The organism is Thermomonas flagellata, assembly GCF_022419185.1.
Taxonomy (GTDB): Bacteria; Pseudomonadota; Gammaproteobacteria; order Xanthomonadales; family Xanthomonadaceae; genus Thermomonas; species Thermomonas flagellata.
This window is the reverse complement of record NZ_JAJOZK010000009.1, coordinates 107,928-133,615: the sequence shown is the minus strand read 5'-3', so window position 1 is coordinate 133,615 and position 25,688 is coordinate 107,928. Positions and strand designations below refer to the sequence as shown.

Sequence of the window (25,688 nt, the reverse complement as noted above, 5' to 3'; positions counted from 1 at the left end):
GGAGTACAGGTTCACGTTCAAACAAGAAAATGGTCGGGCTGTTGTCGTGCAGGGCCCATGACAGCTAACAATTCATTCAAGCCGACGCCGCTTCGCGGCGCGGCTTAACTCAGGTGTTAGGCTGCACGCGTGGATATCCAGCTAATCGAACTCACAAATGAGTACCGCGATGCATTCTTGGCCGACCGGCTGCCAGAAATGCTTGGGATCTCTGTCCCGGCCGGGTGGCCACTTTTCCCAGATATTTTCCGCAAGCCAGCAAACCCTGACTGGCCATTCTTCCTCTTTGCAAGTAAATCAGAGTGCGCTGTAATAGGTAGTGGCGGCTTCCTGAGTGAACCGGATGACCAAGGTCGCGTGCAGATTGGGTATGAAATTGCACCCCAATATCGCTCCAGAGGATTCGCCACATCCGCGATGAAACAAGTACTTTCACTCCGGCCAGAAGCTAACGTCGTTGCCCTGACTGATCAGCCCACTAGCGCCTCTGCCTCCGTACTCAGCAAACTCGGCTTTTCTTTATCTGGCTCTGTACAACCACCAGGCTGCGCTCGCATGTACTTCTGGTCATTTAATGCAGGTGCAGCCTAACAATTCGTCCAAGCCGACGCCGCTTCGCGGCGCGGCTTAATTCAGGTGTTAGCCCGCTCAGGAGCCGCCATGGGTAGTCGCAAGTCTCCTTCCGCTGCTTCAGTCGCCGATTACATCGCCGGCCTTACTTCGCCACTGCGAGAGGACGTCGAAACTTTGCGAAGCGCAATCCTGGCGTCGGCCGAAGGCATCGGGGAAGAGATCAAATGGAACGCTCCGAGCTTCTATACCGGCGAGCACTTCGCCACTATGCGCCTGCATGGCAAGGTTCCGCTTCAGCTCATCCTGCACCTCGGCGTCAAGAAGAGCTCCATTCCCCGCGACTTGATTGAAGATCCGGAAGGTCTGTTGCAATGGCTGGCGCCGGATCGCGCATGTATCAGCTTTCCATCGTTCGGCTCCGTATCCACGCGGGTCGCCTCCGTGCAGAACATTGTTCGCCAATGGCTGCAACATGTGCCGGCCCGGGTCGCGGGCTAACAATTCGTCCAAGCCGACGCCGCTTTGCGGCATGGGTCAACTCAGGTGTTAGCTGCCTTAGGAGGCTCCATGAAGTCTGGAAGTTGTCACTGCGGAGTAGTCAAGTTCTCCGTGGAGGGCGAGGTCGATCAGGCGATCGAGTGCAACTGCTCTCACTGCAGCCGAAAGGGCTTCTTGCTCTGGTTCGTTCCTCGTGCAGCGCTAACGCTTGAGTCGGGTTCTGATCGGCTCACTACCTATACCTTCAACAAGCATAAAATCCAGCATCAGTTCTGCTCGGTGTGTGGCGTACAGCCTTTTGGGCTTGGCAGTATGCCGGACGGCACGCAGGTGGCGGCCATCAATATCCGGTGCCTGGAAAATATCGAGCTTGGGTCGGTTCCACGCGTAGCCGTCAATGGCCGTGACTACTAGTCAGCGGCAGCCAACAATTCGTCCAAGCCGAGGCCGCTTCGCGGCGCGGCTTAATTCTGGTGTCAGGCCGCCATGGCCGGGCCACGGCCGCCGCCCCGCCCCTATGCCGACGCGGCCACGGCCGCTACCATCGGCCCGACCCCACCCCGCGTGAGGAATGCCCGTCATGAGGACCGCCGTCACCCCCAACGCGATGCTCGTGGGCGCATTGGCCGGGACGCTCGCCGCCGTGGCTGCGTTCGTGGCGCTCGACGCGCTGGCCCCCGGTTTCTATCTCTACGCCCATCCCCGGCTGATCCTGATCCCGCTGCTGGCCGCGGCGGGGCAGACGCTGCTGCTGGGGCTGCCTGCACTGGCCGTGCTGCGCCGCCTCGGGCGGCTCAACGCGGCCGGCTGGGTGCTGGCGGGGGCAGTGTGCGCCGCGCTGCCGTGGAGCGTGCTGCTGCTGGGCACTCCCGCGCTGGCGGCACGGACCTTCCTGTGGCTGGCGCTGTGCGGCGCGATCGGCGGCCTCGTCGGCCACCTCACCGCGCGCGTACTCGCCCCGGCGCATGCACCCAGCCCGACGCCGCCGCGCGCTGCCGCCTGATCCTCCTCGCCCTTGGGAAACCTAACGTGACGGATGCTTCGAAAAAGCACGACATCGCGCTCAACGTGCGTTCCACCGTGGCCGGCTACGTGATGTACTGGCACAAGTTGTGCCTGGAAGTGAGCATCCTGATTTCCTCGGGGATCGTGGCGGTCAGCACGTTCGGGGTCGACAAGAGCGCGCTGTCGACCCCGGGGCGCTGGGCACTGATCGGCGGGTTCGCGGTGGCCGCCGCCGCGGGCACGTACCTCATCCTGAAAGCCTCGCGGCTGATCCAGGACCTGCGCGGGATCCTGGTCCGCGTCGACCGCTTCGACCAACTGTTCGTGGAAGGCGCGTTCGTGGAGGGGGAATCGCTCTACCCCAAGAGCTGGGAGCGATTCGACGCGGTGGGCATGGATTTCGTCCCGAAGTGGTCGATCGCCCTGATGGCGGCGACCTGGCTCACGGTCTCGGTGCTGTTGCTGGTGCACGCCTGACCCCGCCGGGGGTGGGAGCCGCGCCGACGGCCGCGGGCGCTGCGGCACGCGCGATGGCCGGCGCCTCCCGACGGCCGGCCTGCGCGGGCGCAGGCGCGGCGGCTATACTGGCGCGGCACGGAGGGAGAAGCGCGCCGCTCGCGGGGCGCTGCCGAAGGCGCAACCGCCCGGAATCGCTCAGGCCGAACACCGCCGTGTGACCACACTCTGGAGAGACCGGCCGCGGGCTGCCGCGGTGCGGCGCCGAAGGGGCACGAGGCCGCGCGGCCGCGCCGCGCGCTTCCAAACTCTCAGGCAAAAGGACAGAGGCGGGCAGCAGGCATGTGCCTGCGCCGTCCCGCGCCTGCGCGCGCGGGCGTCCCCGCCCTCCACCGCCCCGGCCCGCCATGACCCAGCCCCGCCTGCGCGACCTCGAGTCGCACGATGCCTTCCTCGCCCGCCACATCGGCCCGAACCCGGACGAGATCGCGCACATGCTGCGCACGCTCGGCTACGACTCGCTGGAGGCGCTGACCGACGCGATCGTGCCGGCCGCGATCAAGTCGCCCGGCCCGCTGGCGCTGCCGGCGCCGGTCGACGAGGTGGAGGCGCTGGCGCGCCTGCGCGCGATCGCCGGCAGGAACAAGCTCTTCAGGAACTTCATCGGGCAGGGTTACTACGGCACCCACACGCCCAACGTCATCCTGCGCAACCTCCTCGAGAACCCGGCCTGGTACACCGCCTACACCCCGTACCAGGCGGAGATCTCGCAGGGCCGGATGGAGGCGCTGATCAACTTCCAGACCATGGTCGCGGACCTGACCGGGATGGAGATCGCCAATGCCTCGCTGCTGGACGAGGGCACCGCGGCGGCGGAGGCGATGACCCTCGCGCGGCGCATGGCCAAGGCCAAGTCCGACGTGTTCCTGGTGGCGGGCGACACCCATCCGCAGACGATCGAGGTGCTGCGCACCCGCGCCGCGCCGCTGGGCCTGAAGGTCGAGGTGGTGCGCGGCACCGACGCGGTCCACGCCGCGATCGCCGCCGGCGGCTACTTCGGCGTGCTGGTGCAGTACCCGGCCTCCAGCGGCTGGCTGGCGGACTGGACGCGGGACGCCGAGGCCATCCACGCGCACGGCGCGCTGCTGGTGGTCGCCACCGACCTCTTGGCGCTGACCCTGCTGAAAGCCCCGGGCGAGATGGGCGCGGACATCGTGGTCGGCAGCGCGCAGCGCTTCGGGGTGCCGCTCGGCTTCGGCGGCCCGCACGCCGGCTTCCTCGCCTGCCGCGACGCCTACAAGCGCTCGCTGCCGGGGCGTCTGATCGGGGTCTCGGTGGACGCCGAAGGCAACCCCGCCTACCGGCTCACCCTGCAGACCCGCGAGCAGCACATCCGGCGCGAGAAGGCGACCTCCAACATCTGCACTGCGCAGGTGCTGCTGGCGGTGATGGCCTCGATGTACGCGGTGTACCACGGCCCCGAGGGCCTCAAGCGCATCGCCCAGCGCGTGGCGCGCTACACCGCCATCCTCGCCGCCGGCCTGCGCCAGCTGGGCTATGAGGCGTTGCACGCGACTGCGTTCGACACCCTGTGCATCGACGCCGGCGCGCGCTCTGCCGCGCTGCTCGAGCGCGCGCGCGATCTGGGCGCCAACCTGCGCGTGCGCGACGACGGGTCGCTGTGCATCTCGCTGGACGAGACCACCACCCGTGCCGACCTCGCACTGCTGTGGCGCATCTTCGCGGGCGACGACGCCCCCCTGCCGGACATCGACGCGCTGGACGCGAGCGCGCCGTCGCTGATCCCGGCCGCCCTGCAGCGCACCTCGGCCTTCCTCACCCACCCGGTGTTCAACACCCACCACAGCGAGCACGAGCTGCTGCGCTACATGCGCGCGCTGGCCGACAAGGACCTGGCGCTGGACCGCACCATGATCCCGCTGGGCAGCTGCACCATGAAGCTCAACGCCACCGCGGAGATGATCCCGGTGACCTGGCCGGAATTCGCAAATGTGCACCCGTTCGCGCCGGCCGAGCAGGCGGAGGGCTACCGCCAGCTGATCGCGGAGTTGGAGGCGATGCTGGTGGAGATCACCGGCTACGACGCGGTCAGCCTGCAGCCGAACTCCGGCGCGCAGGGCGAATACGCCGGGCTGCTCGCGATCCGCGCCTGGCATGCCTCGCGCGGCGAGGGCCACCGCGACATCTGCCTGATCCCGGAATCCGCGCACGGCACCAACCCGGCCTCGGCGCAGCTGTGCGGGATGCAGGTGGTGGTCACCCGCTGCGACGCCAACGGCAACGTCGACATCGAGGACATCCGCGCCAAGGCTGCGCAGTACGCCGACCGCCTGGCCGCGATCATGCTGACCTACCCCTCCACCCACGGCGTGTTCGAGGAGGACGTGGTCGCGATCTGCGAGATCGTCCACCGCCACGGCGGCCAGGTCTACACCGACGGCGCCAACATGAACGCGCTGGTCGGGCTGGCCAAGCCGGGCCGGTGGGGCTCGGACGTGTCCCACCTCAACCTGCACAAGACCTTCTGCATCCCGCACGGCGGCGGCGGCCCCGGGGTCGGGCCGGTGGCGGTGAAGGCGCACCTGGCGCCGTTCCTGCCGCGCGCGTTCGGCGCCGATGGCATCCGCACCGCCGGGCTCGGCGCCGGCGGGCAGGTGTCCTCCGCCAGCTTCGGCAGCGCCAGCATCCTGCCGATCAGCTGGATGTACATCACCCTGATGGGCGCCGCGGGCCTGCGCCGCGCGACCCAGCTGGCGCTGCTCAACGCCAACTACATCGCCAAGCGGCTGGCACCGCACTTCCCGGTGCTCTACAGCGGCCGCAACGGGCTGGTCGCGCACGAGTGCATCCTCGACCTGCGCCCGCTGGAGAAGCGCACCGGGATCGGCGCCGAGGACGTGGCCAAGCGCCTGATCGACTTCGGCTTCCACGCCCCGACCCTGAGCTTCCCGGTCGCCGGCACGCTGATGGTGGAGCCGACCGAGAGCGAATCGCTGCACGAGCTGGACCGCTTCATCGACGCCATGATCCAGATCCGCGCGGAGATCGCGATGGTCGAGCGCGGCGAGCTGGATCGCCGCGACAACCCGCTCAAGCACGCCCCGCACACCGCGACCCGGCTGGCGCGCGCGGACTGGCCACATGCCTATTCGCGCGAATTGGCCGCGTTCCCGCTGCCGGCGCTACGCCAGCACAAGTACTGGCCGCCGGTGTCGCGGGTGGACAATGTATACGGCGACAAGCATGTGTTCTGCGCCTGCGTGCCGACCAGCGCCTGGGCAGAGGAAGCAGCCACCAAGCCGGCCTGAGGGCGGTGCAACGGGCGCCGCGGTCCCGCGCCTGCTGCGCCGCAGCAAGCATTTGATACGGGGTAGGGTATTCTGCCGCCGGGCCGGCCCGACGACGGCCCCCAACTTCCGCATCCACAACCCAGCGAGCCGCCATGTCCCGCCGCCACCGCCTCCTGCTTCCCGGCCTGATCGCCGCCGCGATCGGCATCGCCGTCCTTCCCGCCATGGCCCAGAAGGCCCCGGCCAAGCCCGCCGCCAAGCCGGCCGCCGCCGCCGCCAGCGCCGACAACGGCAAGGCGATCTACGACGCCCACTGCGCGATGTGCCACGGCACCGGCGCCGCCGGCGCGCCCAAGCTCGGCGACAAGGCCGCGTGGGCCCCGCGCATCAAGCTCGGCGAGCCGGCGCTGCTGCAGGCCGCGATCAAGGGCATCCGCGCGATGCCGCCGCGCGGCGCCTGCGCCAAGTGCTCCGACGCGGACCTGAAGGCTGCGGTCGGCTACATGGTCGCGCAGTCCAAGTAAGCCCGTCCTCCCCCACGCCGGGCCCGACGCGCCCCGTGCCAGCCCGCCGAAGCGCGGGTCGGTACGGGGCGTTTTCGTGAGAGCGGCCGGATGATCCGGCAGCGCGGCGCAGGCACGCCGCGTGCGTCGCGCGGCCATGCGTCACACGGCATTCACAACGGCGTCGCAAAACCGCTACAGTGGCCAGCAGCCGGCGCGCGCGCCCGCGCAGGCCCCGGGGGTGGGGCCGAACCCGCCGGCCACCATCGCCACCCGGGGGAATGCCGCATGTCCGATCGCCACCTGCCTGCCCGCGCGCGCCTACCGCTCGCGCTGCTCGCCGTTCTTGCCTTGCTCGCGCCGCCGGTGCTCGCGCAGCAGGCCACCGCCGGCGACGGCGAGAAGAAGGACGACAAACAGGTACGCACGCTCGAGCAAGTCACCGTGACCGGCTCGCGCATCCGCCGGGTCGAGGTGGAGCAGGCGCTGCCGATCACCTCGCTGACCAAAGCGGAGATCGACGCCCAGGGCATCAGCTCGGCCGAGCAGCTGATGATGTACCTCAACATCGCCAGCAACGGCTCGGACAATCTGGCCAGCAACGGCGGCATCGTCAGCGAGGAGCAGCGCGGCAACAACGGCGTCTCCGGCGCCAACCTGCGCGGCCAGGGCGCAGATGCGACCCTGGTGCTGCTCAACGGCCGCCGGGTCGCCACCCACGGCCTCAAGGGCCGCGCGGTGGATCTCAACTCGATCCCGTTCGCGGCGATCGAGCGGGTCGAGGTGCTGCGCGACGGCGCCTCCGCAATCTACGGCACCGACGCGATCGGCGGGGTGATCAACTTCATCACCCGCAGCGACTACCAGGGCCTGCAGGTCAACACCTTCACCGACGTCACCCAACAGGGCGGCGCCAACATCTACCAGGGCAGCGTGCTGTTCGGCAGCGGCGATCTGGAGCGCGACGGCTGGAACGCGTTCGGCACCGTGAGCGCCAAGCGCAACACCGTCCTGCGCGGCGACCAGCGCGACTTCTCCAACGGCTTCCAGCCCGAGCGCGGGCTGTCGCCCGACACCCGCGGCACCCCGTTCGCGACGATCTTCAGCCTCGGCAGCAGCGGGGTCGGCGCCAGCAGCATGATCCGCAACGGCCTGCTGGATCCGGCCGGCGGCACCACCCGCATGACCGCGGTCAACATCTACGACCTGCCGGGCGCGGCCGGCTGCGCCGCCGCCGGCCCGAACATGGGCCCCTACGACTACCGCCTGTGGGGCGTCCCCGGCTCCAAGTACGCCTGCGCCTGGGACTACCCGCAGGCGGCGGTGATCCAGCAACCGCTGGACAGCCTGGACTTCGTCGGCCGCGCGACCTTCCGCCTCGGCGACAACCACCGCGCCTACGTCGAGCTGACCGGCTCGCGGGTCAAGGTCGCCAAGACCTTCGAGCCCTACCAGATCTCCTCCAGTACCTCGACCGCGGCCACCGCGTTCGGGCCGAGCACCTGGTACCCGCTCAACGCCACCACCAAGCCGACCTACGACCTGCTCTACAACGCGCTGGCCAACTACTTCGGCGCCGGCCAGCTGACCTACGGCGCGCCGATCGCCTACCGCTGGCGCTGCATGGACTGCGGCGGCCGCCAGATCCGCACCACCACCGATTCCTACCGGGTGGTGCTCGGGGTCGAGGGCATGTGGGGCCAGTGGAGCTACGACGTCGGCCTGCTGCGCGCAGCCAGCAAGTCGAACTCGGTGCTCGGCAGCGGCTACTACTACACCGACGCGCTGCGCCAGATCCTCGGCAGCGGCCTGCTCAACCCGTTCCTGGCGCCCGGGCAGTCGCAGTCGGCGGCGGCGATGGCGGCACTCGAGGCCGCCTCCGCGCGCGGCGTGCAACTGTACGGCGGCGAGAGCGTGGTGACCGAGCTGGACGCCTCGGTGTCCGGCGAACTGCCGTGGCTGGCCCTGCCCGGCGGACGCATCGCGATGGCCACCGGCCTCGACCTGCGGCGCGAGGAGTACCACTTCAACGGCGACCAGCGGCAGGACAAGCGTCCGGTGTTCCTGGCCCCGTTCGACGACGCCAACGCGCTCGGCAACGTGCATCGCGACATCAAGGCCGCCTACGTCGAGTTCCAGCTGCCGCTGCTGAAGACCCTCGACCTCAACGCCGCGGTCCGCCACGACAACTACAGCGGCTTCGGCGGCACCACCAACCCGAAGCTGTCGTTCCGCTTCCAGCCGTTCGAGGCGCTGCTGTTCCGCGGCGCCTACAGCACCGGCTTCAAGGTGCCCAGCTTCAACCAGCTCTACAACGGCATCAGCGAGATCCCCTACACCGGCCTGGACCTCGCCGACCCCAAGACCTGCCCCGGCGGCAAGGCCGACCCGAACAAGCCCGGCTGCGAGACCATCCGCCCGGTCGAGCTGTTCGGCGGCAACCCGAACCTGGCGCCGGAGCGCTCCAAGCAGCGCAGCTTCGGGCTGGTGTTCTCGCCGATGGGGCAGTTCAACATCGCCCTGGACTGGTGGCAGATCGAGCGCACCGACACCATCCGCCTGGCCGACCGCACCACCCTGATCCAGTACTACGACGTCTTCCAGGCCAACTGGATCCGCGACGCCAGCGGCCAGGTGGTGGCGATCGACCGCCGCTACATCAACTCCGGCGGCAGCCTGAGCCGCGGCATCGAGGTGGACGCCAACCTCAACGGCGAGTGGGCCGGCGGGCGCTGGAACCTGCACCTCAACGGCAGCTATCTGACCCTGTTCAAGACCAAGCCGCTGGAGGTGCTGCCCTACAGCGCCGACCTGGTGGGCAGCTACGTGCGCTACTACAACCTGCCGATCCGCTGGAAGCACACCCTCGACTTCAGCTACCGCCGCGGCCACTGGACCCACACCCTGGCGCAGATCCACCGCGACGGCTACTTCGACGAGGTGCCGATCAGCGTGGCCAACGGCAGCTACATCCCGCCGGCATGGAAGCCGCGGGTGGACGGCTACACCATCTACAACTACAGCGTGACCTGGACCGGGATCGACAAGCTCAAGCTCGGCCTCGGGATCAAGAACCTGTTCAACACCAATCCGCCGTTCACCGCGCACATGAACGACTTCGCCGCCGGCGCCGGGTGGGAGCCGCGCATCGCCGACCCGCGCGGACGCTCGTTCGTACTGCAGCTGGAATACCGGATCTGGTGAGGCCGGCCCGCGCCGCGCCCGCACAGGGGCGCGGCGCGCAGTGTGGGGGCGGTGAAAATCCGCGCCGGCCGGCGCGACTCCCGGGAGCGGCCGTTGCCGCCCACCCAAGGAGAGGAGTCCGCCATGCCCCATCCGTCCGCCGTCCGCCGCCGCACCCGACTGGCGCCGGCCCTGTGCGCGGCGATCGCCGCCACCCTGCTCGCCACCGCAGCCGCCGCCCAGGACGCGGCGCGCACCGTGCCGTCGCCGCTGCCGAAGGTGGCGCCGGCGCCGGCCGATCCGGTACTGCCGGCGCACCCGCCCTGCCCGCCCGGCAGCCACTTCCTCGGCTACAAGGGCCATCCGCCCAAGGCACAGTGTGGCCCGATGTGCCCGCCGAACCAGCATCTGGAATGGAGCGGGCAGCCGCCGCAGGCGCACTGCGTGGCCAATCCCCCGCCGCCGGTTCAGCATCACGAGACCCCGGGTGCGGCGACGGCCCGCGCCGATGCAGCGCCGCGGGCCACCGGCCCGCTGCCGGCGCCCAGGCCGGCTCCCAAGCAGCTGACACCGATCGATCCGAGCACGATCACAATCAAGAAGCCCGCCAGCTGCCCGCCGGGCACGCGCTGGGTGCCCGACAACACGCACCCGGTCGACCAGCTCCCGGGCCGGCCGGTCGTCCTCTACGGCAAGTGCGAGCCGATCATGCCGCCGGCCCCGGGCGGCACTCCCGCGACGCAGACGCAGTGAGTGCGGCCCGGCTCAGCCCGGCTGGCGGGCGAGCCAGGCCTCGATCTGCGGCAGCCGCCGCTGGCGCTGGGCCAGCCGCGCCTGGATGCCGGCGATCACGGTATCCGCGTCGCGGCGCGAAGTCGGCGCGATGTAGCGCTCGGCGAACGCGCGCAGGCGGGCGATGATCGCCGCATCGTTGCTGGCGGCGGCCAGCCGCGGGTAGTAGCGCGCGCGCGAGGTGGAATCGACCATCGCATCCACCTGCGCGCGGTGCGCGGTGGCGAAGTCGAACGCCAGTTCCGGATGCTCGCCTGCGACCCGCGCGATCAGGTCGGCGCCGTTGGTGGCGCCGGCCTCGCCGCTGAGCGCCAGTTCCAGCGCACGTTGCGCCAGCGCCGGGTCGCGCGGCAGCGCCAGCAGGCCGTAGTACTGGTCGCGCAGCAGCGAAGAGCTCTCCGCGCGCGCCATCGCATGCAGTTCGTCCCAAGTCGGCGCGTCGGCGTTGCGCGCGACGATCGCCAACACCGTGCGGCGCAGGTCGGCCGGCAGCGTCGCCGGATCCCGGCGGAACGCGGCGAAGCGCCGGCGCGCCTCGGCCACCACCTGGGCATCGCCGAACTGGCTGAGCGCGCCGAGCAAGGCCAGCCGCAGCTGCTGCACGTTGGCCGGCTCCTGCGGCGCCGGATCCCAGCCCAGCTGGGCGAGCTTGGGCGCCAGCCGCGCGATCGCGTAGCGGCGGAACGCCGCCTGGCGCGGATCGCCGTCGTACAGCGCGTCGATACCGCCGAGCTGGCCGACCACCTGCATCCACAGGTCGGCCGAGGCGTCCAGCGGCACCGCCGCCATCAGGTCGAGCGCGTCGGCCTCCGGTTGCAGCCCGGCCGCGGCCAGCGCGCCGGCGTCCATCAGCAGGCCGAGCTGGTCCATCACCGGCAGCCGCAGGTATTCGCCGCGAAGCGCGGCGAACTGCGCCGGGGCATACAGCGTGCGGTAGTAGCCCTTCTGCCCGGCGTTGACCACGAACGCGCCGCACGCGGGCAGGCGCAGGCGGGCGCGGCCGTCCACCAGCGTGCGCTGGACGGTCCCGTCGGCGGCGCGCACCGCGACCGGCACCCGCCAGCGCAGCGCGCGCTTGGCCGGGCGGTCGAGGGTGTATTCGCCCTGCACCAGCTGCACCTGCATGCGGCCGCCGACACAGCGGCCCTCGGCGCGGATCAGCGGCACCCCCGGCTGGCGGGTGAAGTCGTGCGCGACCTGCACGAAGCGCTTGCCCGGCGCCTGGGCATCCACCGCGCGCCAGAGATCGTCGGTGACCGCATTGCCGTAGGCATGCGCGCGCAGGTAGCGGCGCACGCCGGCCTGCCAGGCGTCGGCGCCGACGTAGTCTTCCAGCATGTTGATGACCGCCGAGCCCTTGCGGTAGGTGATGTCGTCGAAGGCCTGGCTGGCCTGCTCCACCGTCGCCACGTGCTGCACCACCGGGTGGGTGGTGGCCAGCGCGTCGCGCTGCATCGGGCCGCGGCTGGTCAGCACCGCGTCCACGTGGTCCGGATCCCATTCCGGATGCAGCTTCTGGGTGGTGCGCCCCTCCATCCAGGTGGCGAAGCCCTCGTTGAGCCACAAATCGTCCCACCAGGCCATGGTCACCAGGTCGCCGAACCACTGGTGCGCGATCTCGTGCGCGGCCACGGTGAAGATGCGCTGGCGGTCGCCGAGGTTGGCGATCGCCGGATCCAGCAGCAGCGAGGACTCGAAGGTGAAGATCGCGCCCCAGTTCTCCATCGCGCTGAAGAACTGGCTGCGCCCGGGCGCGGCCACGTTGTCCAGCTTCGGCAGCGGGTACGGGATGCCGAAGTAGGCGTTGTACTCGCGCAGCACCGCGCGGCCCGCATCCAGCGCGTACTGCGCCTGGTCGAGCTTGCCGCGCTGGGTGATCACCCCGATCTCGGTGCCGTTGTCGCCGGCCGCCGCGGCGCGCTCGAAGTCGCCCAGCGCCAGGAACAGCAGGTAGGTGGACATCCGCGGCGTGGTGGCAAAGCGCGTGCGCACGCGGCCGTCGCCGAGTTCGGTGCGCTCGGCCACTGGCATGTTGCCGACCGCCATCTGCCCGGCCGGCGCGGTCACTGTGAGGTCGAAGCTGGCCTTGTACCAGGGCTCGTCCCAACTGGGCAAAAAGCGGCGCGCGTCGGAGTTCTCGAACTGGGTGTAGAGCGCGCGCTGCTGCCCCTGCGCGGTCGGGTAGTCGAGCGCGAACAGGCCGTTGGCCTGGGTGCCGATCTTGCCGCGGTAGTCGATCGCGAGCCGGTAGCGGCCGGGGGCGAGGGCACGCGCGAACTGGAGGGTCGCGGTCTGCGCCTGCGCGTCCATCCGCACCGTGGGCACCAGCGGCGCGCCCTGCGCCGGCGTCAGCCGGACCCGATCGAACTGCAGATCCAGCGCGTTGAGGGTGAGGCTGCGGGTGGGCACGACGACGTCGAGGTCGATCGTCACCCGCCCGTCGAAGGTCAGCTGCTCGGCATGCGGGGTCACTTCCAGCGCATAGTGGCGCGGCGCGGCGACCCGCGGCAGCTGGCTGGCGACGCTGGCCGGCGGCGGCCGCGGGGCCGGGTCGGCGGCCAGGACCGGCGCGACCGGCAGCAGCGCGGTCAACAGGGCGAGCGGGAGCAGGTGGCGGCGCATGCGGGCATCCTCGGGCGGCGGGGGCCGCGCATCTGCGGATCATCCTCCCGCCGCGGGGGCGGCCAATGCGCCGGAAGTCATGGCCATCCCGGCCGGCGCCGCGGCCGGGAGGCCGGATGGAAGGCGGCGTTCAGCCCGCGCCCCACTCCCCGCGGCGGGCGCGCGCGACCACGCCCTCGCAGAGGGCCAGCAGGTACCAGCGGCGCGCGCTGGCGTCCGGCAAGGCATGGTAGGCGGCGCGCTCCTCGGGCGTCGCCCCGTGCAGGATTCCGGCGACCACCCAGGACATCCACACGTCGCGGTCCGGGGCGAGGAAGTCCTCGTCCTCGAACAGCGGGAAGGGCAGGCCGGCGAGCCGGCGCCGGAAGGCCGCACTCGCACATTCCGCGAGGCCGGCATCGCCGGGGTCGCGAGGATCGAAGCTGAACCAGCAGCCGTCGATGAACACATGGTGCATGGCGATTCTCCAAGGCAATGCGTCGCCGGCACCCTGCCGGGACGTCCAAGAATCGCGTTGCACCACTGGACTAAGTTTAGCACACCTGGTGCGCCGCCCGCTTCCGGTGCGGCCCACCAGACCGCCCCGGCATGCCCGGGGCGCGCCCATCAGGCGAACGGATCGCGCAGGACGATGTTGGCGTCGCGGTCCGGGCCGGTGCTGACGATCGCCAGCGGGCAGCCGGCCAGTTCCTCCAGCGCGCGCAGGTAGGCGCGCGCGGCCGGCGGCAGCTTGTCCCATTCGGTGATCCCGGCGGTGGATTCCTGCCAGCCGGGGAACTCCAGGTACACCGGCGTGCACTCCTCCCAGCCCTTGGCGTCGAGCGGGGCGTACTCGCTGCGCTTGCCGTGGTACTCGTAGGCGATGCACACCTTCAGCCGCTCCATGCCGTCGAGGATGTCGAGCTTGGTGATGCACAGGCCGCTGATGCCGTTGATCGCCACCGCGCGCTTGAGCGCGACGATGTCCATCCAGCCGCAGCGGCGCGGGCGCCCGGTGGTGGCGCCGTATTCCTGCCCGCGGTCGCGGATGCCCTGGCCGATCGCATCGTGCAGTTCGGTCGGGAACGGCCCGCCGCCGACCCGGGTGGCGTAGGCCTTGGCGATGCCGAGCACGTAGTCGATCGCGTCGGCACCGACGCCGGTGCCGGCCAGCGCGCCGCCCACGGTGGTGTTGGAGGACGTCACGTAGGGATAGGTGCCGTGGTCGATGTCCAGCAGCGCGCCCTGCGCGCCCTCGAACAGCACCTTGCGCCCCTGCCGGCGCAGGTCGTGCAGAAGCCCGGCCACGTCGGCCTTCATCGGCTCCACGTAGGCGCCGAACGCCAGCGCCTCGTCCAGGGTCTGCTGGTAGTCGATCGCCTCGGTCCCGAGGTACCGGGTCAGCACGAAGTTGTGGTAGTCCAGCGCCGCGCGCAGCTTGTCCGCCAGCTCCTGCGGATAGTGCAGGTCGGCGATGCGGATGCCGCGGCGCGCGACCTTGTCCTCGTAGGCCGGGCCGATGCCGCGCCCGGTGGTGCCGATCGCGTCCTTGCCGGCGGCCTTCTCGCGCGCCTGGTCGAGCGCGATGTGGTAGGGCATGATCAGTGGGGTAGCCGGGCTGATCTTCAGCCGCGCGCGCACGTCCACCCCGTTGCCCTCCAGCTCGGCGATCTCCTTGCGCAGCGCCCCGGGGTGCAGCACCACGCCGTTGCCGATCAGGCACAGCGCATCCTCGCGCAGGATGCCCGACGGGATCAGGTGCAGCACGGTCTTCCTGCCGCCGATCACCAGGGTATGGCCGGCGTTGTGCCCGCCCTGGAAGCGCACCACCGCGCCGATGTCCTGGGTGAGCAGATCGACGATCTTGCCCTTGCCCTCGTCGCCCCACTGGGCGCCCAGCACCACCACCGACTGACCCATCGCCTTGCTCCGGACATGGAAAAAGCCGGGGCTGCCCCGGCTTTGCGGCATTCTACCGGCTTTGCCGCGCGCCGGGGCCGCCGGCGCCGGCGCGGTTCAGCCGCGCACCCACCACAGGCTGGCCAGCCCGAGCGCGAGCACCGCCGCGCCGATGCGGCGCAACTGCGGTTCCGGCAGGGTGGCCAGCTGCGCCATCGCGCGCTTCCACGCCCCGGGCGCGGCGAACAGGACCAGCCCCTCCAGCACCGCGACCAGGCACAGCGCCGCCCACAGGTCGTCCACCCCCGCGCCTCTCAGCGGTCGCTGCGCAGGTATTGCAGGAACGGGTCGTTGCGCTCCAGCACGATCACCGACTGCCCGTCCGCGAACGCCTTGCGGTAGGCCTCCAGGCTGCGCTGGAAGGCGTAGAAGCCGGGGTCGCGCGCGGCCGCCTGGGCGTAGATGCGCGCGGCCTCGGCATCGCCTTCGCCGCGCAGCTTCTGGGCATCGCGCTCGGCCTCGGCCAGGATCACCTGCTGGTCGCGGTCGGCGCCGGCGCGGATCTCGTTGGCCTGCTCCTCGCCCTCCGCGCGCAGGCGGCTGGCCACCTGCTGGCGCTGGGCGCGCATGCGGTTGTAGACGTCCTCGATCACCCGGCTGTCGGCCGGCAGGTCGAGCTGCTTGATGCGCAGGTCGAGGATCTGGATGCCGAGGGTGGCGGCGCCCTTGTTGATCGCCGCCAGCTGGCTCTTGACGATCTCGCTGCGGTCGCCGGACACCACCTGCTGCAGGGTGCGCGCGTTGATCTCGTTGCGCAGCGCGTCCTTGATGATCGGTGCCAGCCGCGCGATCGCCACGTTCTCGTCGCCGCCGGTGGCGCGGTAGAAGGCGTTGACGTTGGCGATCCGGCCGATCGCGAAGAAGTCCACGCTGACGTCCTTGCGCTCGGAGGTCAGGTAGCGCTCCGGCTCGGCCGGGATCACCTGCAGGCGGCGGTCGAAGATGCGCACCGACTCGATGAGCGGCCACTTGAAGTGCAGGCCGGGGCCGATGTCGCTGCGCGCGACCCGGCCGAGGTTGAGCACCAGCGCGCTGTGGCCCTCGTTGACCACGAACACCGAGCCGAGCAGCAACAGCAGCGCCGCCAGCACCGCGGGAATCCACAGGTTCGGTTTCATCGCTGCACCTCCGGGCGGCCCTGCGGACGCGACGGGCGGCCGCTGCGCGCGGGTTCGGCCTCCGCCCCGGCCGCGGCCGGGGCCGCCAGCTCCGGCAGCAGCGCAGTCGAGGCGGCCGGTGCCGCCGGCGCGCTCGCGGCGGCCGCGCCCGGCATCGGCACGTAGATCAGCTGGCGGCCGTCGCCCCCGACCACCTTGCGGTTCTCGCCCAGCACCTTCTGCAGGGTCTCCAGCCACAGCCGCTTGCGGGTGACCTCGGGCGCCGCCTTGTACTGCTCGACCAGCAGCGCGAAGCGCTCGGCGTCGCCGGTGGCGCGCGCGATCTCGGCGTCCTTGTAGCCCTGCGCCACGGTGCGCACGCGCGCGGCCTGGCCGCGCGCCTCGGGCACGATCTTGGCGGCGTAGGCGCGCGCCTCGGAGATCAGCCGCTCCTTATCCTGCTGGGCGCTGTTGACGTCGTCGAACGCCGGCTTGACCTGCTGCGGCGGGCGCGCGTCGGGCAGGTTGAGCTCGGTCACCAGCAGGCCGGTGTGGTAGGCCTCCAGCGACTTCTGCAGGCGCTCGCGCGCGGCCACCGCCAGCTGCTCGCGCGCGCCGAGCACGGTGTCGAGGTCGGAGCGGCCGACCTGCTCGCGCACCGTGCTGAGCGCGGCCTGCTGCAGCACCTCGTCGGCGTCGCGGGTGCCGAACAGGTAGGTCACCGGGTCGGCGACCCGGTACTGCACGTTGATCGCGACCTCGACGATGTTCTCGTCGCGGGTCAGGACCGGCACCCGGTCCTCGAAGTTCTTGATCTGGGTCGCGTTGACCTTGATCACCCGCTCGATCGGCCACGGCAGCTTGAGGTTGGGCCCCGGCTGCATGACCCGCTCGAAGCGGCCGAAGCGCAGCACCACCCCGCGCTGCTGCTCGGCGACCAGCACGAAGCTGCTGTACAACAGCCAGGCCGCGACCAGCAGCCACAGCCAGCGCAGCGGACTGCCGCCGCCCCCGGCGCCGATGCCGGGCAGGCGCGCCAGCCAGTCGCCCAGCCCGCCGCTGCCGCCGCTGCGCGATCCGCCGGCGTTGCCGGGCTTGTTCCAGGCCATCCAGGCCGGGGTCGGCCGCCGAGGGCCGGTCGTGTGCGTGGTCATGCGGCGGATTCTACGGGAAGCGCGGACGCGTCCGCGGGCAGCAGCGCGCGCAGCGGCGCGCCGTCGGGCTGGCCGGCCAGGCGCGTGGCCTCGGCCAGCGGCAGGTCGAGCCGCAGGTAGCTGCCCTCCGCTTCGTGGCGCTCGCCGCGGATGGCGCCCAGCGCGTGCAGGCGGGCGCGCAGGCGCCCGGCCTCCGGCGGCAGGTGCACTTCGCCCTGCACCCGGCGCAGGCCGAGGCGCTCGCCCAGGGCCTCGCGCAGCAGGTCCAGACCCTGCCCGTCGCGGGCCGACAGCCACACCGCCTGGCGGTCCTCGCCGCGGCGGTCGACCCGCGGCGCGGCGCCTTCGATGCAGTCGATCTTGTTGTAGACCAAGAGCTGCGGCAGGTCGCCGGCGCCGATCTCATGCAGCACCGCATCGACCTGGGCGATGCGCTCCTCGCGCAGCGGGTCGCCGGCGTCCACCACGTGCAGCAGCAGGTCGGCCTCGCGCGCCTCGCTCAGGGTGGAGCGGAACGCGGCCACCAGCTCGTGCGGCAGGTCGCGCACGAAGCCGACGGTGTCGGCCAGCACGATCGCCCCGCCCGCCAGCGCGACCCGGCGCACGGTCGGGTCGAGGGTGGCGAACAGCTGGTCGGCGGCGTAGGCGTCCGCCCCGGTCAGGGCGTTGAACAGGGTGGACTTGCCGGCATTGGTGTAGCCCACCAGCGCCACCCGCGGCAGCGCGCTGCGCACCCGCGCGCGGCGCATCTGCGCATGCTGCACCTCGACCTTCTGCAGGCGCTTCTGCAGCATGTCCATGCGCTTCTGCAACAGGCGGCGGTCGGTCTCCAGCTGGGTCTCGCCCGGCCCGCGCAGGCCGATCGCGCCGCCGCGCTGGCGCTCCAGGTGGGTCCAGCCGCGCACCAGCCGGGTCGCCATGTGGCGCAGTTGGGCCAGTTCCACCTGCAGCTTGCCCTCGTGGCTGCGCGCGCGCTGGGCGAAGATGTCGAGGATCAGCCCGGTGCGGTCCACCACCCGCCGCTGCAGCGCCTTCTCGAGGTTGCGCTCCTGCACCGGGCTGAGCGCGTGGTTGACCAGCACCAGGTCGGCGCCGCTGGCCTCGCACAGCGCGCGCGCCTCCTCCAGCTTGCCGCTGCCGATCAGGGTCGCCGGGCTGGGGCGGTCGATCCGCGCGGCGAGCACGCCGGCGACGCTGGCCCCGGCCGAGCGCGCCAGTTCGGCGAATTCCTCGAGCACGCCCTCGGCCGGCGGGCCGCCGGCATGGGGCTGGATCAGCAGGGCGTGTTCGCCCCCGCGGGAGCGCTCGAACAGGTGGGTCGGCATCCGCGTCTACATGCGGCCCGCGGCGGCGATTGCAAGGGTCAGGCGTCGCCGGCGGCGTCGACCGCGACCGAGGCCTCGTGCTCGCCGGCCGCGCCGGGGGCGATGCGCACGTTGCGCGCCGGCACCACGGTCGAGATCGCGTGCTTGTAGACCATCTGGCTGACCGTGCTGCGCAGCAGGACCACGAACTGGTCGAACGATTCGATCGTGCCCTGCAGCTTGATGCCGTTGACCAGGTAGATCGAGACCGGGACGCGCTCGCGGCGCAACGCGTTCAGGAATGGATCCTGCAAGGACTGGCCCTTGGACATGCGGTTCCCCATGTTGTTCTTGTCGTGATGTGGCGGCCCCGCGCGCCCCGGGACGCGGACCGCCGCGGCACATGGTAGCTCAGGTCGCAGGCGCGGCGCCCGCGCGGCCGAGGAAGCCGGCCACGGCCTGCGCCAGCGCATCCGCCTGCCGCTGCGGGTCGAACCAGCGCGCGTCCAGTTCGCCGCGCAGCCAGGTGTACTGGCGCTTGGCCAGCTGGCGGGTGGCGGCGAGCGCGCGCGCGCGGAACTCGGCAGGCGAGGACGCGCCGTCCAGGTGCTCCCAGGCCTGGCGGTAACCGACCGCGCGCAAGGCCGGCAGCTCCAGCGGCCGCGGATGCGCGGCCAGCGCCGGCAGCGCGCGCAGGCGGCGCACTTCGTCGAGGAAGCCGGCGGCCAGCATGGCGTCGAAGCGGGCGGCGATGCGCGCGTGCAGGTCCTCGCGGCGGTCCGGCGCCAGCACCAGCTTGAGCACCCGCAGCGGCAGTCGCGTGGTGCACGTATCGCGCTGCCAGGCGCTGATCGGACGCCCGCTCAGGCGGTACACCTCCAACGCGCGCTGGATGCGCTGCGCATCGGTGGCGTGGATGCGCGCGGCGGCCTGCGGATCGACCCGGGCCAGCTGCGCATGCAGCGCGGCCCAGCCGCGTTCGGCGGCCTCCGCGGCCAGCGCCGCGCGCACCTGCGGATCCGCCGGCGGCATCTCCGCCAGCCCGTCCAGCAGGGCGCGGAAATACAGCCCGGTGCCGCCGGCCAGCACCGGCAGCCGCCCGCGCGCGAGGATGCCGGCGATCGCCGCGCGCGCGTCCTGCGCGAACTCCGCCGCCGAATACGGCTGCCACGGGTCGCGCAGGTCGAGCAGGTGGTGCGGCACCGCCGCGCGCTCCTGCGCGGTCGGCTTGGCCGCGCCGATGTCCAGCCCGCGGTAGACCAGCGCGGAATCGACGCTGACCACCTCGCCCCCCAGGCGCTGCGCCAGCGCCAGCGCATACGCGCTCTTGCCGGAGGCGGTCGGCCCCATCAGCGCGATCGCGCGCGGGCGGCGGTCGCAGCGCATCCGCGGGTCAGTGGCGGTTTTCGCGCAGGCAGGCGCGCACCTGCAGGTGGCGCACCCGGACCGGTTCCGGCGGCGGCGGCGTGAGCAGGCTGACCACGACCACCGCCAGCGCCGCCGCCAGCACGCCCGGCACCATCTCGTACAGCGCGCTGCCGGTCTGCTTCCACAGGACCACGGTCGCGGCACCGGCCAGCATCCCGGCGAGCGCGCCCTGCCAGGTCATCCGCCCCCAGCGCAGCGAGATCAGCACCACCGGCCCGAACGCGGCGCCGAACCCGGCCCAGGCATAGCTGACCAGCCCCAGCACGCGGCTGTCCGGGTCGCGCGCCAGCACGATCGCCGCCAGCGCCACCGCCAGCACCATCGCGCGCCCGATCCACACCAGCTCGCGCTCGCCGGCGCGCGGGCGCAGCAGGCCGCGGTAGAAGTCCTCGGTGAGGGCGCTGGCGGCCACCAGCAGCTGGCAGCTCAGGGTGCTCATGATCGCGGCCAGGATCGCCGACAGCAGCACGCCGGCCAGCCACGGGTTGAACAGCAGCTCGGCCAGGCGCAGGAACACCCGCTCCGGATTGGCCTCGACCGGCCCGACCTGGCCCGGATGCTGCGCGAACCAGGCGATCCCGAGGAAGCCGGTGGCCATCGCGCCGAGCAGGCACAGCACCATCCAGGTCATGCCGATCCGGCGCGCCTGCGGGATCACCGCCAGCGAGTCGGCGGCCATGAACCGCGCCAGGATGTGCGGCTGGCCGAAATAGCCCAGCCCCCAGGCCAGCAGCGAGACGATCCCGACCAGCCCGAGCGCGCCGCCGCGGAACGGATCCAGCCGCGCGGGATCGACCTGCGCCACCAGCGCCAGGCCGGCCTGCGGGCCGCCTACCGCGACCAGCACCACCAGCGGGGTGAGCAGCAGGGCGAAGATCATCAGCGTGGCCTGCACGGTGTCGGTCCAGCTCACCGCGAGGAAGCCGCCGAGCAAAGTGTAGGCGATGGTCGCCGCCGCGCCCCACCACAGCGCCTGCGCATAGGGCAGGCCGAACACGCTCTCGAACAGGCGTGCGCCGGCGACCATGCCGCTGGCGGCGTAGATCGCGAAGAACACCAGGATCACCAGCGCCGGCACGATCCGCAGCGCGCGCCCGGGCGCGGCGAAACGGCGGGTGAAGTAATCCGGCAGGGTCAGCGCGTCGTCGCTGCGCTCGGTGTAGACCCGCAGCGGGCCGGCCACCAGGCGCCAGTTGGCCCAGGCGCCGAGCACCAGCCCGAGCGCGATCCACGCCTCCGACACCCCGCCCAGGTAGAGCGCACCGGGCAGGCCCATCAGCAGCCAGCCGCTCATGTCCGAGGCCCCGGCCGACAGCGCGGTGACATAGCCGCCCAGCGAGCGCCCGCCGAGGATGTAGTCGTCGAAGTCGCGGGTGCGCCGCCAGGCGTACACCCCGATGCCCAGCATCGCCAGCAGGTACAGGGCGAAGGTGACGAGCAGGGGCGTGCTGGCGGTCATGCGCGGACGGGCGTGGGCGGGCCGCCGCAGCTTAACGCAGCGCGCGCGTGGCGCCGGCTTCTCAGTCCTCGGGCCAGCGCGGCGCGGCGGGAGCCGCCACGGTGCGCGCCGGCGGCACCGCCGCCACCGCCTGCCACACCTTCAGCGCATCCACCGTCGCGGCGACGTCGTGCACGCGCAGCAGCATGGCGCCATGCTGGGCCGCGATCAGGTGCGCGGCGAGCGAGCCGGCCATCCGCGCGCGCGGCTCCTCGCGCCCGGTCAGCTCGCCGATGCTGCGCTTGCGCGACAGCCCGGCCAGCACCGGCACGCCGAGCTCGGTGAAGCGCCGCAGCTGCGCGAGCAGTTGCAGGTTGTGCGCGGTGGTCTTGCCGAAGCCGAAGCCGGGATCGACCACGATCCGGCGGCGTTCGATCCCCGCCATCTCGCAGGCGAACACGCGCTCGGCCAGGAAGCGGTGCACCTCGCCCACCACGTCGTCGTAGTGCGGGGCGTCCTGCATGTCGCGCGGCTGTCCCTGCATGTGCATCAGCACCACCGGCACGCCCAGTTCCGCGGCCGCCTCCAGCGCCCCCTCGCCGCGCAGCGCCTGCACGTCGTTGATCATCCCCGCCCCGGCGGCCACCGCGGCGCGCATCACCTCGGCATGCCGGGTATCGATGCTGATCGGCACCTGCACCCGCGCGGCCAGGCCCTCGATCACCGGCAGCACCCGCCGCAGCTCCTCCTCCGGAGACACCGCCTGCGCGCCGGGGCGGGTGGATTCGCCGCCGACGTCGAGCAGGTCGGCGCCCTCCTCCACCAGGCGCAGGCCGTGCGCGATGGCCGCCTCGGCATCGGCATGCGCGCCGCCGTCGGAGAACGAATCCGGGGTGACGTTGAGGATGCCCATCACCCGCGGGCGGTCCAGCCGCAGCAGGCGGCCGCCGCAGTCGAGGCTGGGGACGGTGTCGAACATGGCGGGCACTCCGGGAGCGCGCGCCCGAGGCCTCAGGCGCGGTTGCGCATATGCTCGGCGAAACGGGCGAGCTGCGCATAGGCCTCGGCGCGCAGCGCCGGATCCGGCACGCAGTCGTCCAGCGCCAGGCGCATGCAGGCCAGCCAGGCATCGCGCTCGGCCGGGCCGATCGCGAACGGCAGGTGGCGGCGGCGCATCATCGGCTCGCCATAGCGCGGGCGGTACAGGTCCGGGCCGCCGAAGAAGCCGCTCAGGAAATGCGCCAGGCGCGCCTGCACCTCCGGGATCGGCTGGCGGTGCATGGCGTGGACCGCCGCGGCCTCCGGCAGGCGTTCCATCCAGGCGTAGAAGCGGGCAGCCAGCGCCTGCAACCCGTCCGACCCGCCGAGGCGGGCGTACAGGCGGTCGTCATCGGTGGCGGCGGACGGCATGGCACGCGGCTCCACATCGGGGTGCGCGCAGTCTAGCGGCGCAGGCCGGCGGTGCCTTGATCCGGCGCAAGTGACCGTCCGCGCTAGGCCCTCCGACCATGCCACACGCCATCCGGCCGATGGCGGTCGGCGCGGGAGCGGCGGAGGATGGCGGCGCAACCGGAGACGTGCATGGCGATCCTGAGCATCGGCAGCCGCGGCCCGCAGGTCGTCTCGCTGCAACAGGCACTCAACCGCGAGAGCCGGCCGTCGCCGCGCCTGGCCGCCGACGGCGTGTTCGGCCGCCTCACCCGCGCCGCGGTGCTGGCGTTCCAGCGCCAGGCCGGGCTGGCGGTGGACGGCATCGTCGGCCCGATGACGCGCGCGGCGCTCCGCCTGGCCGACGACGGACGCCCCTTCACCCATCGCGTGCTGCTGCACTTCCGCAGCATCAGCCTGACCAACGTGCCGTTCGAGCGCATCCTCAGCCATACCCAGGCGGTGTACGCCCCGTACGGGATCAAGATCGAGTTCGGCAGCGGCAGCAGCCTGCGCCTGAGCCCGGAGGACCAGACCCGCCTGACCCAAGTGGACGGCAGCTGCGAATGGGAGATCACCGGCGGCGAATACGCCGACCTCCAGCGGCTGGGCGGCGCCACCCCCAGCAACGGCATCCTGGTCTATTTCATCGACCACTTCAGCGAACCGCTGAACGGCTGCGGCGGGCACATGGCCAACCGACCGGCCTGCATCGTCGCCCGCGCCGGCACCCAGTACTGCACCGCACACGAGGTCGGGCACGTGCTGCTCGGCTCCACCTTCGCCCCGGTGCACATCGACGATGCCAGCAACAACCTGATGCACTCGGTGGATTTCCTGCGCCCGCGCCCGCCGATCCTGACCGACCTGCAGGTGCAGCGCATGAAGGCCTCGCCGCTGTGCCAGGCGATCTGACCTGAGCCGCCGATCCTGCCCCGGCCGGCGCGCCACGCGCCGCCGCGCTGCAGCCGCAGACGCGACGGGCGCCCGCAGGCGCCCGTCGCAACGCGTCCGATCCTGAGCGGTTCAGTCGTCGCGGGTGCGCGCCTGCGCCGGGGCGTCCCCGAGCGTGGGCGCGTTCGGGGTCGCCGACGGGCCGTCGCTGCCGCCGCGGCCGCCGCGGGTGTCCACCCAGCCCGCCGGCGGGTTGGGCTTGCGCCCGGCCATCAGCGCCTTGACCTGCTCGGCGTCGATCGTCTCCCACTCCAGCAGCGCCGCGGCCATCGCCTCCACCACCTGGCGCTTCTCCTCCAAGATCCGGCGCGCGCGCGCGTACTGCTCGTCGAGGATGCGCCGGATCTCGGCATCGACCTTCTGCTGGGTCGCCTCGGAGATGGTCTTGTTCTGGAAGCCGTAGCCGCTGTCGTCGTCGGCGTAGACCATGATCCCGAGCGCGTCGGACATGCCGAACTTGGTGACCATCGCGCGCGCCATCTTGGTCGCGCGCTCGAAGTCGTTGGACGCGCCGGTGGAGACCTCGCCGACGAACAGCTCCTCGGCCACCCGCCCGCCGAACAGGATCGCGATCTCCTCGAGCATCTTGTCCTTGTACTTGCTCAGGGTGTCGTGCTCGGGCAGCTGCCAGGTCACGCCCAGCGCCCAGCCGCGCGGCATGATCGTGACCTTGTGCACCGGATCGGCCTTGGGCAGCGACATCGCCACCACCGCGTGGCCGGACTCGTGGTACGCGGTGGCGCGGCGCTCTTCCTCGCGCATCACCATGCTGCGCCGCTCCGGGCCCATGTAGATCTTGTCCTTGGCGTCCTCGAAGTCGCGCATGTCCACCCGCGGCTTGTTGCGGCGGGCGGCGAACAGCGCGGCCTCGTTCACCAGGTTGGCGAGGTCGGCGCCGGAGAAGCCCGGAGTGCCGCGCGCCAGCACGTCGACGCGCACGTCGTCGGCCAGCGGCACCTTGCGCATGTGCACCTTGAGGATCTGCTCGCGGCCCTTGATGTCGGGCAGCCCGACCATGACCTGGCGGTCGAACCGGCCGGGGCGCAGCAGGGCCTTGTCCAGCACGTCCGGCCGGTTGGTGGCGGCGATCACGATCACGCCCTCGCTGCCCTCGAAGCCGTCCATCTCCACCAGCATCTGGTTGAGGGTCTGCTCGCGCTCGTCGTGGCCGCCGCCCATGCCGGAGCCGCGGTGGCGGCCGACCGCGTCGATCTCGTCGATGAAGATGATGCAGGGCGCGTGCTTCTTGGCCTGCTCGAACATGTCGCGCACGCGGCTGGCGCCGACGCCGACGAACATCTCCACGAAGTCGGAGCCGGAGATGCTGAAGAACGGCACCTTGGCCTCGCCGGCGATCGCCTTGGCCAGCAGGGTCTTGCCGGTGCCGGGCGGGCCGACCATCAGCACGCCGCGCGGGATCTTGCCGCCGAGCTTGGTGAAGCGGGTCGGGTCGCGCAGGAATTCGACCAGCTCGCCGACCTCCTCCTTGGCCTCGTCGCAGCCGGCGACGTCCGCGAAGGTGACCTTCACCTGGTCCTCGGACATCAGTTTGGCGCGCGAGCGGCCGAAGCTCATCGCACCCTTGCCGCCGCCCTGCTGCATCTGCCGCATCATGAACAGCCAGAAGCCGATGATCAGCAGCACCGGCAGGAAATTGAGCACCAGCGACCAGAACGAGATGCCGGTGTCCGGCGGCTCCTGCTTGATCTCGACCTTGTGCTGGATCAGGTCGTTGATCAGGTCCTTGTCGCGCGCCGGGGCGATGGTGGTGCCCATGGTGTTGTCGGTGCGCTCGAAACGGATGGTGCGCTCGTCGCTGGAGATGTCGACCTTGCGGATGCGGTCGTTCTCGACGTCGGCGACGAACTGCGAGTAGAGCACCTGCTGCGGCGACCCCGCGAGCTTCGGCGAGAAGCTCTGGAACACCACCATCAGCACCACCGCCACCACCACCCACAGCAGCAGATTCTTCGCCAGATCGTTCATATCGCCTCGCCTTCGTCC

Annotated in this window: 23 protein-coding genes and 1 riboswitch; of the genes, 10 read left to right on the top strand and 13 right to left on the bottom strand. The window is 71.5% G+C overall.

The window, feature by feature from the left end; translation table 11 throughout:
* Positions 1 to 129 precede the first annotated feature (129 nt).
* The 9 genes from ML340_RS09825 to ML340_RS09785 all read left to right on the top strand — a co-directional run bounded on the left by ML340_RS09825 (position 130) and on the right by ML340_RS09785 (position 10,282).
* On the top strand, positions 130 to 591 hold the full coding sequence (locus ML340_RS09825) for a GNAT family N-acetyltransferase (protein WP_240099145.1): 462 nt from the start codon (positions 130 to 132) through the stop codon (positions 589 to 591).
* A gap of 69 nt (positions 592 to 660) precedes the next feature.
* Positions 661 to 1,071 carry a DUF1801 domain-containing protein gene (locus ML340_RS09820; RefSeq protein ID WP_240099143.1) on the top strand — a complete coding sequence of 137 codons (411 nt, stop codon included), beginning with the start codon at positions 661 to 663 and terminating at the stop codon, positions 1,069 to 1,071.
* A 69-nt stretch (positions 1,072 to 1,140) separates the two neighbouring features.
* Positions 1,141 to 1,485 carry a GFA family protein gene (locus ML340_RS09815; protein WP_240099141.1) on the top strand — a complete coding sequence of 115 codons (345 nt, stop codon included), beginning with the start codon at positions 1,141 to 1,143 and terminating at the stop codon, positions 1,483 to 1,485.
* Positions 1,486 to 1,651: 166 nt separating this feature from the next.
* Complete coding sequence (locus tag ML340_RS09810) at positions 1,652 to 2,074, top strand: hypothetical protein (RefSeq protein ID WP_240099139.1); 423 nt, start codon at positions 1,652 to 1,654, stop codon at positions 2,072 to 2,074.
* Positions 2,075 to 2,100: 26 nt separating this feature from the next.
* The gene (locus ML340_RS09805) at positions 2,101 to 2,553 is read left to right on the top strand and encodes a hypothetical protein (protein ID WP_240099137.1); all 453 of its coding nucleotides are present in this window, start codon (positions 2,101 to 2,103) and stop codon (positions 2,551 to 2,553) included.
* A 197-nt stretch (positions 2,554 to 2,750) separates the two neighbouring features.
* Positions 2,751 to 2,869, top strand: a riboswitch (glycine riboswitch).
* 70 nt (positions 2,870 to 2,939) lie between these two features.
* Positions 2,940 to 5,861, top strand: a complete 2,922-nt coding sequence (gene gcvP, locus ML340_RS09800) for an aminomethyl-transferring glycine dehydrogenase (protein WP_240099135.1) — start codon at positions 2,940 to 2,942, stop codon at positions 5,859 to 5,861.
* 134 nt (positions 5,862 to 5,995) lie between these two features.
* Complete coding sequence (locus ML340_RS09795) at positions 5,996 to 6,367, top strand: c-type cytochrome (RefSeq protein ID WP_240099133.1); 372 nt, start codon at positions 5,996 to 5,998, stop codon at positions 6,365 to 6,367.
* 267 nt (positions 6,368 to 6,634) lie between these two features.
* Complete coding sequence (locus ML340_RS09790) at positions 6,635 to 9,550, top strand: TonB-dependent receptor plug domain-containing protein (protein WP_240099130.1); 2,916 nt, start codon at positions 6,635 to 6,637, stop codon at positions 9,548 to 9,550.
* A gap of 123 nt (positions 9,551 to 9,673) precedes the next feature.
* Positions 9,674 to 10,282 carry a hypothetical protein gene (locus ML340_RS09785; RefSeq protein WP_240099128.1) on the top strand — a complete coding sequence of 203 codons (609 nt, stop codon included), beginning with the start codon at positions 9,674 to 9,676 and terminating at the stop codon, positions 10,280 to 10,282.
* A 12-nt stretch (positions 10,283 to 10,294) separates the two neighbouring features.
* On the opposite strand, the gene ML340_RS09780 is transcribed toward ML340_RS09785, so the two are convergent.
* The 12 genes from ML340_RS09780 to ML340_RS09725 all read right to left on the bottom strand — a co-directional run bounded on the left by ML340_RS09780 (position 10,295) and on the right by ML340_RS09725 (position 22,712).
* Positions 10,295 to 12,943, bottom strand: a complete 2,649-nt coding sequence (locus ML340_RS09780) for a M1 family metallopeptidase (protein ID WP_240099126.1) — start codon at positions 12,941 to 12,943, stop codon at positions 10,295 to 10,297.
* A gap of 130 nt (positions 12,944 to 13,073) precedes the next feature.
* A complete protein-coding gene (locus ML340_RS09775; RefSeq protein WP_240099124.1) occupies positions 13,074 to 13,400 on the bottom strand; it encodes a hypothetical protein in 327 nt (108 codons plus the stop codon).
* A 149-nt stretch (positions 13,401 to 13,549) separates the two neighbouring features.
* A complete protein-coding gene (locus tag ML340_RS09770) occupies positions 13,550 to 14,842 on the bottom strand; it encodes an adenylosuccinate synthase (protein ID WP_240099122.1) in 1,293 nt (430 codons plus the stop codon).
* 96 nt (positions 14,843 to 14,938) lie between these two features.
* Positions 14,939 to 15,124 (bottom strand): DUF2065 domain-containing protein, encoded by a 186-nt coding sequence (locus ML340_RS09765; RefSeq protein WP_240099120.1) that lies wholly within the window; start codon positions 15,122 to 15,124, stop codon positions 14,939 to 14,941.
* Positions 15,125 to 15,135: 11 nt separating this feature from the next.
* Positions 15,136 to 15,999 carry a protease modulator HflC gene (hflC, locus tag ML340_RS09760; RefSeq protein ID WP_240099118.1) on the bottom strand — a complete coding sequence of 288 codons (864 nt, stop codon included), beginning with the start codon at positions 15,997 to 15,999 and terminating at the stop codon, positions 15,136 to 15,138.
* Positions 15,996 to 17,087 (bottom strand): FtsH protease activity modulator HflK, encoded by a 1,092-nt coding sequence (hflK, locus tag ML340_RS09755; RefSeq protein ID WP_240099162.1) that lies wholly within the window; start codon positions 17,085 to 17,087, stop codon positions 15,996 to 15,998. Before hflK ends, hflC begins: the two co-directional genes overlap by 4 nt.
* A gap of 41 nt (positions 17,088 to 17,128) precedes the next feature.
* Entirely contained in the window at positions 17,129 to 18,445 is a 1,317-nt protein-coding gene (gene hflX, locus ML340_RS09750; protein WP_240099160.1) for a ribosome rescue GTPase HflX, read from the bottom strand.
* Between the two features lie 50 nt (positions 18,446 to 18,495).
* Entirely contained in the window at positions 18,496 to 18,768 is a 273-nt protein-coding gene (hfq, locus tag ML340_RS09745; protein ID WP_240099116.1) for an RNA chaperone Hfq, read from the bottom strand.
* A gap of 79 nt (positions 18,769 to 18,847) precedes the next feature.
* Positions 18,848 to 19,822 (bottom strand): tRNA (adenosine(37)-N6)-dimethylallyltransferase MiaA, encoded by a 975-nt coding sequence (miaA, locus tag ML340_RS09740; RefSeq protein ID WP_240099114.1) that lies wholly within the window; start codon positions 19,820 to 19,822, stop codon positions 18,848 to 18,850.
* 7 nt (positions 19,823 to 19,829) lie between these two features.
* Positions 19,830 to 21,323 carry a sodium/proline symporter PutP gene (gene putP, locus ML340_RS09735; protein WP_240099112.1) on the bottom strand — a complete coding sequence of 498 codons (1,494 nt, stop codon included), beginning with the start codon at positions 21,321 to 21,323 and terminating at the stop codon, positions 19,830 to 19,832.
* 61 nt (positions 21,324 to 21,384) lie between these two features.
* Positions 21,385 to 22,281, bottom strand: a complete 897-nt coding sequence (folP, locus tag ML340_RS09730; protein WP_240099109.1) for a dihydropteroate synthase — start codon at positions 22,279 to 22,281, stop codon at positions 21,385 to 21,387.
* Between the two features lie 32 nt (positions 22,282 to 22,313).
* A complete protein-coding gene (locus tag ML340_RS09725; protein WP_240099107.1) occupies positions 22,314 to 22,712 on the bottom strand; it encodes a group II truncated hemoglobin in 399 nt (132 codons plus the stop codon).
* Between the two features lie 171 nt (positions 22,713 to 22,883).
* Here ML340_RS09725 and ML340_RS09720 point away from each other — a divergent pair, with 171 nt between their 5' ends.
* A complete protein-coding gene (locus ML340_RS09720) occupies positions 22,884 to 23,645 on the top strand; it encodes a peptidoglycan-binding domain-containing protein (RefSeq protein WP_240099105.1) in 762 nt (253 codons plus the stop codon).
* A gap of 111 nt (positions 23,646 to 23,756) precedes the next feature.
* On the opposite strand, the gene ftsH is transcribed toward ML340_RS09720, so the two are convergent.
* Complete coding sequence (gene ftsH, locus ML340_RS09715) at positions 23,757 to 25,670, bottom strand: ATP-dependent zinc metalloprotease FtsH (RefSeq protein WP_338064433.1); 1,914 nt, start codon at positions 25,668 to 25,670, stop codon at positions 23,757 to 23,759.
* Between the last annotated feature and the right edge of the window lie 18 nt (positions 25,671 to 25,688).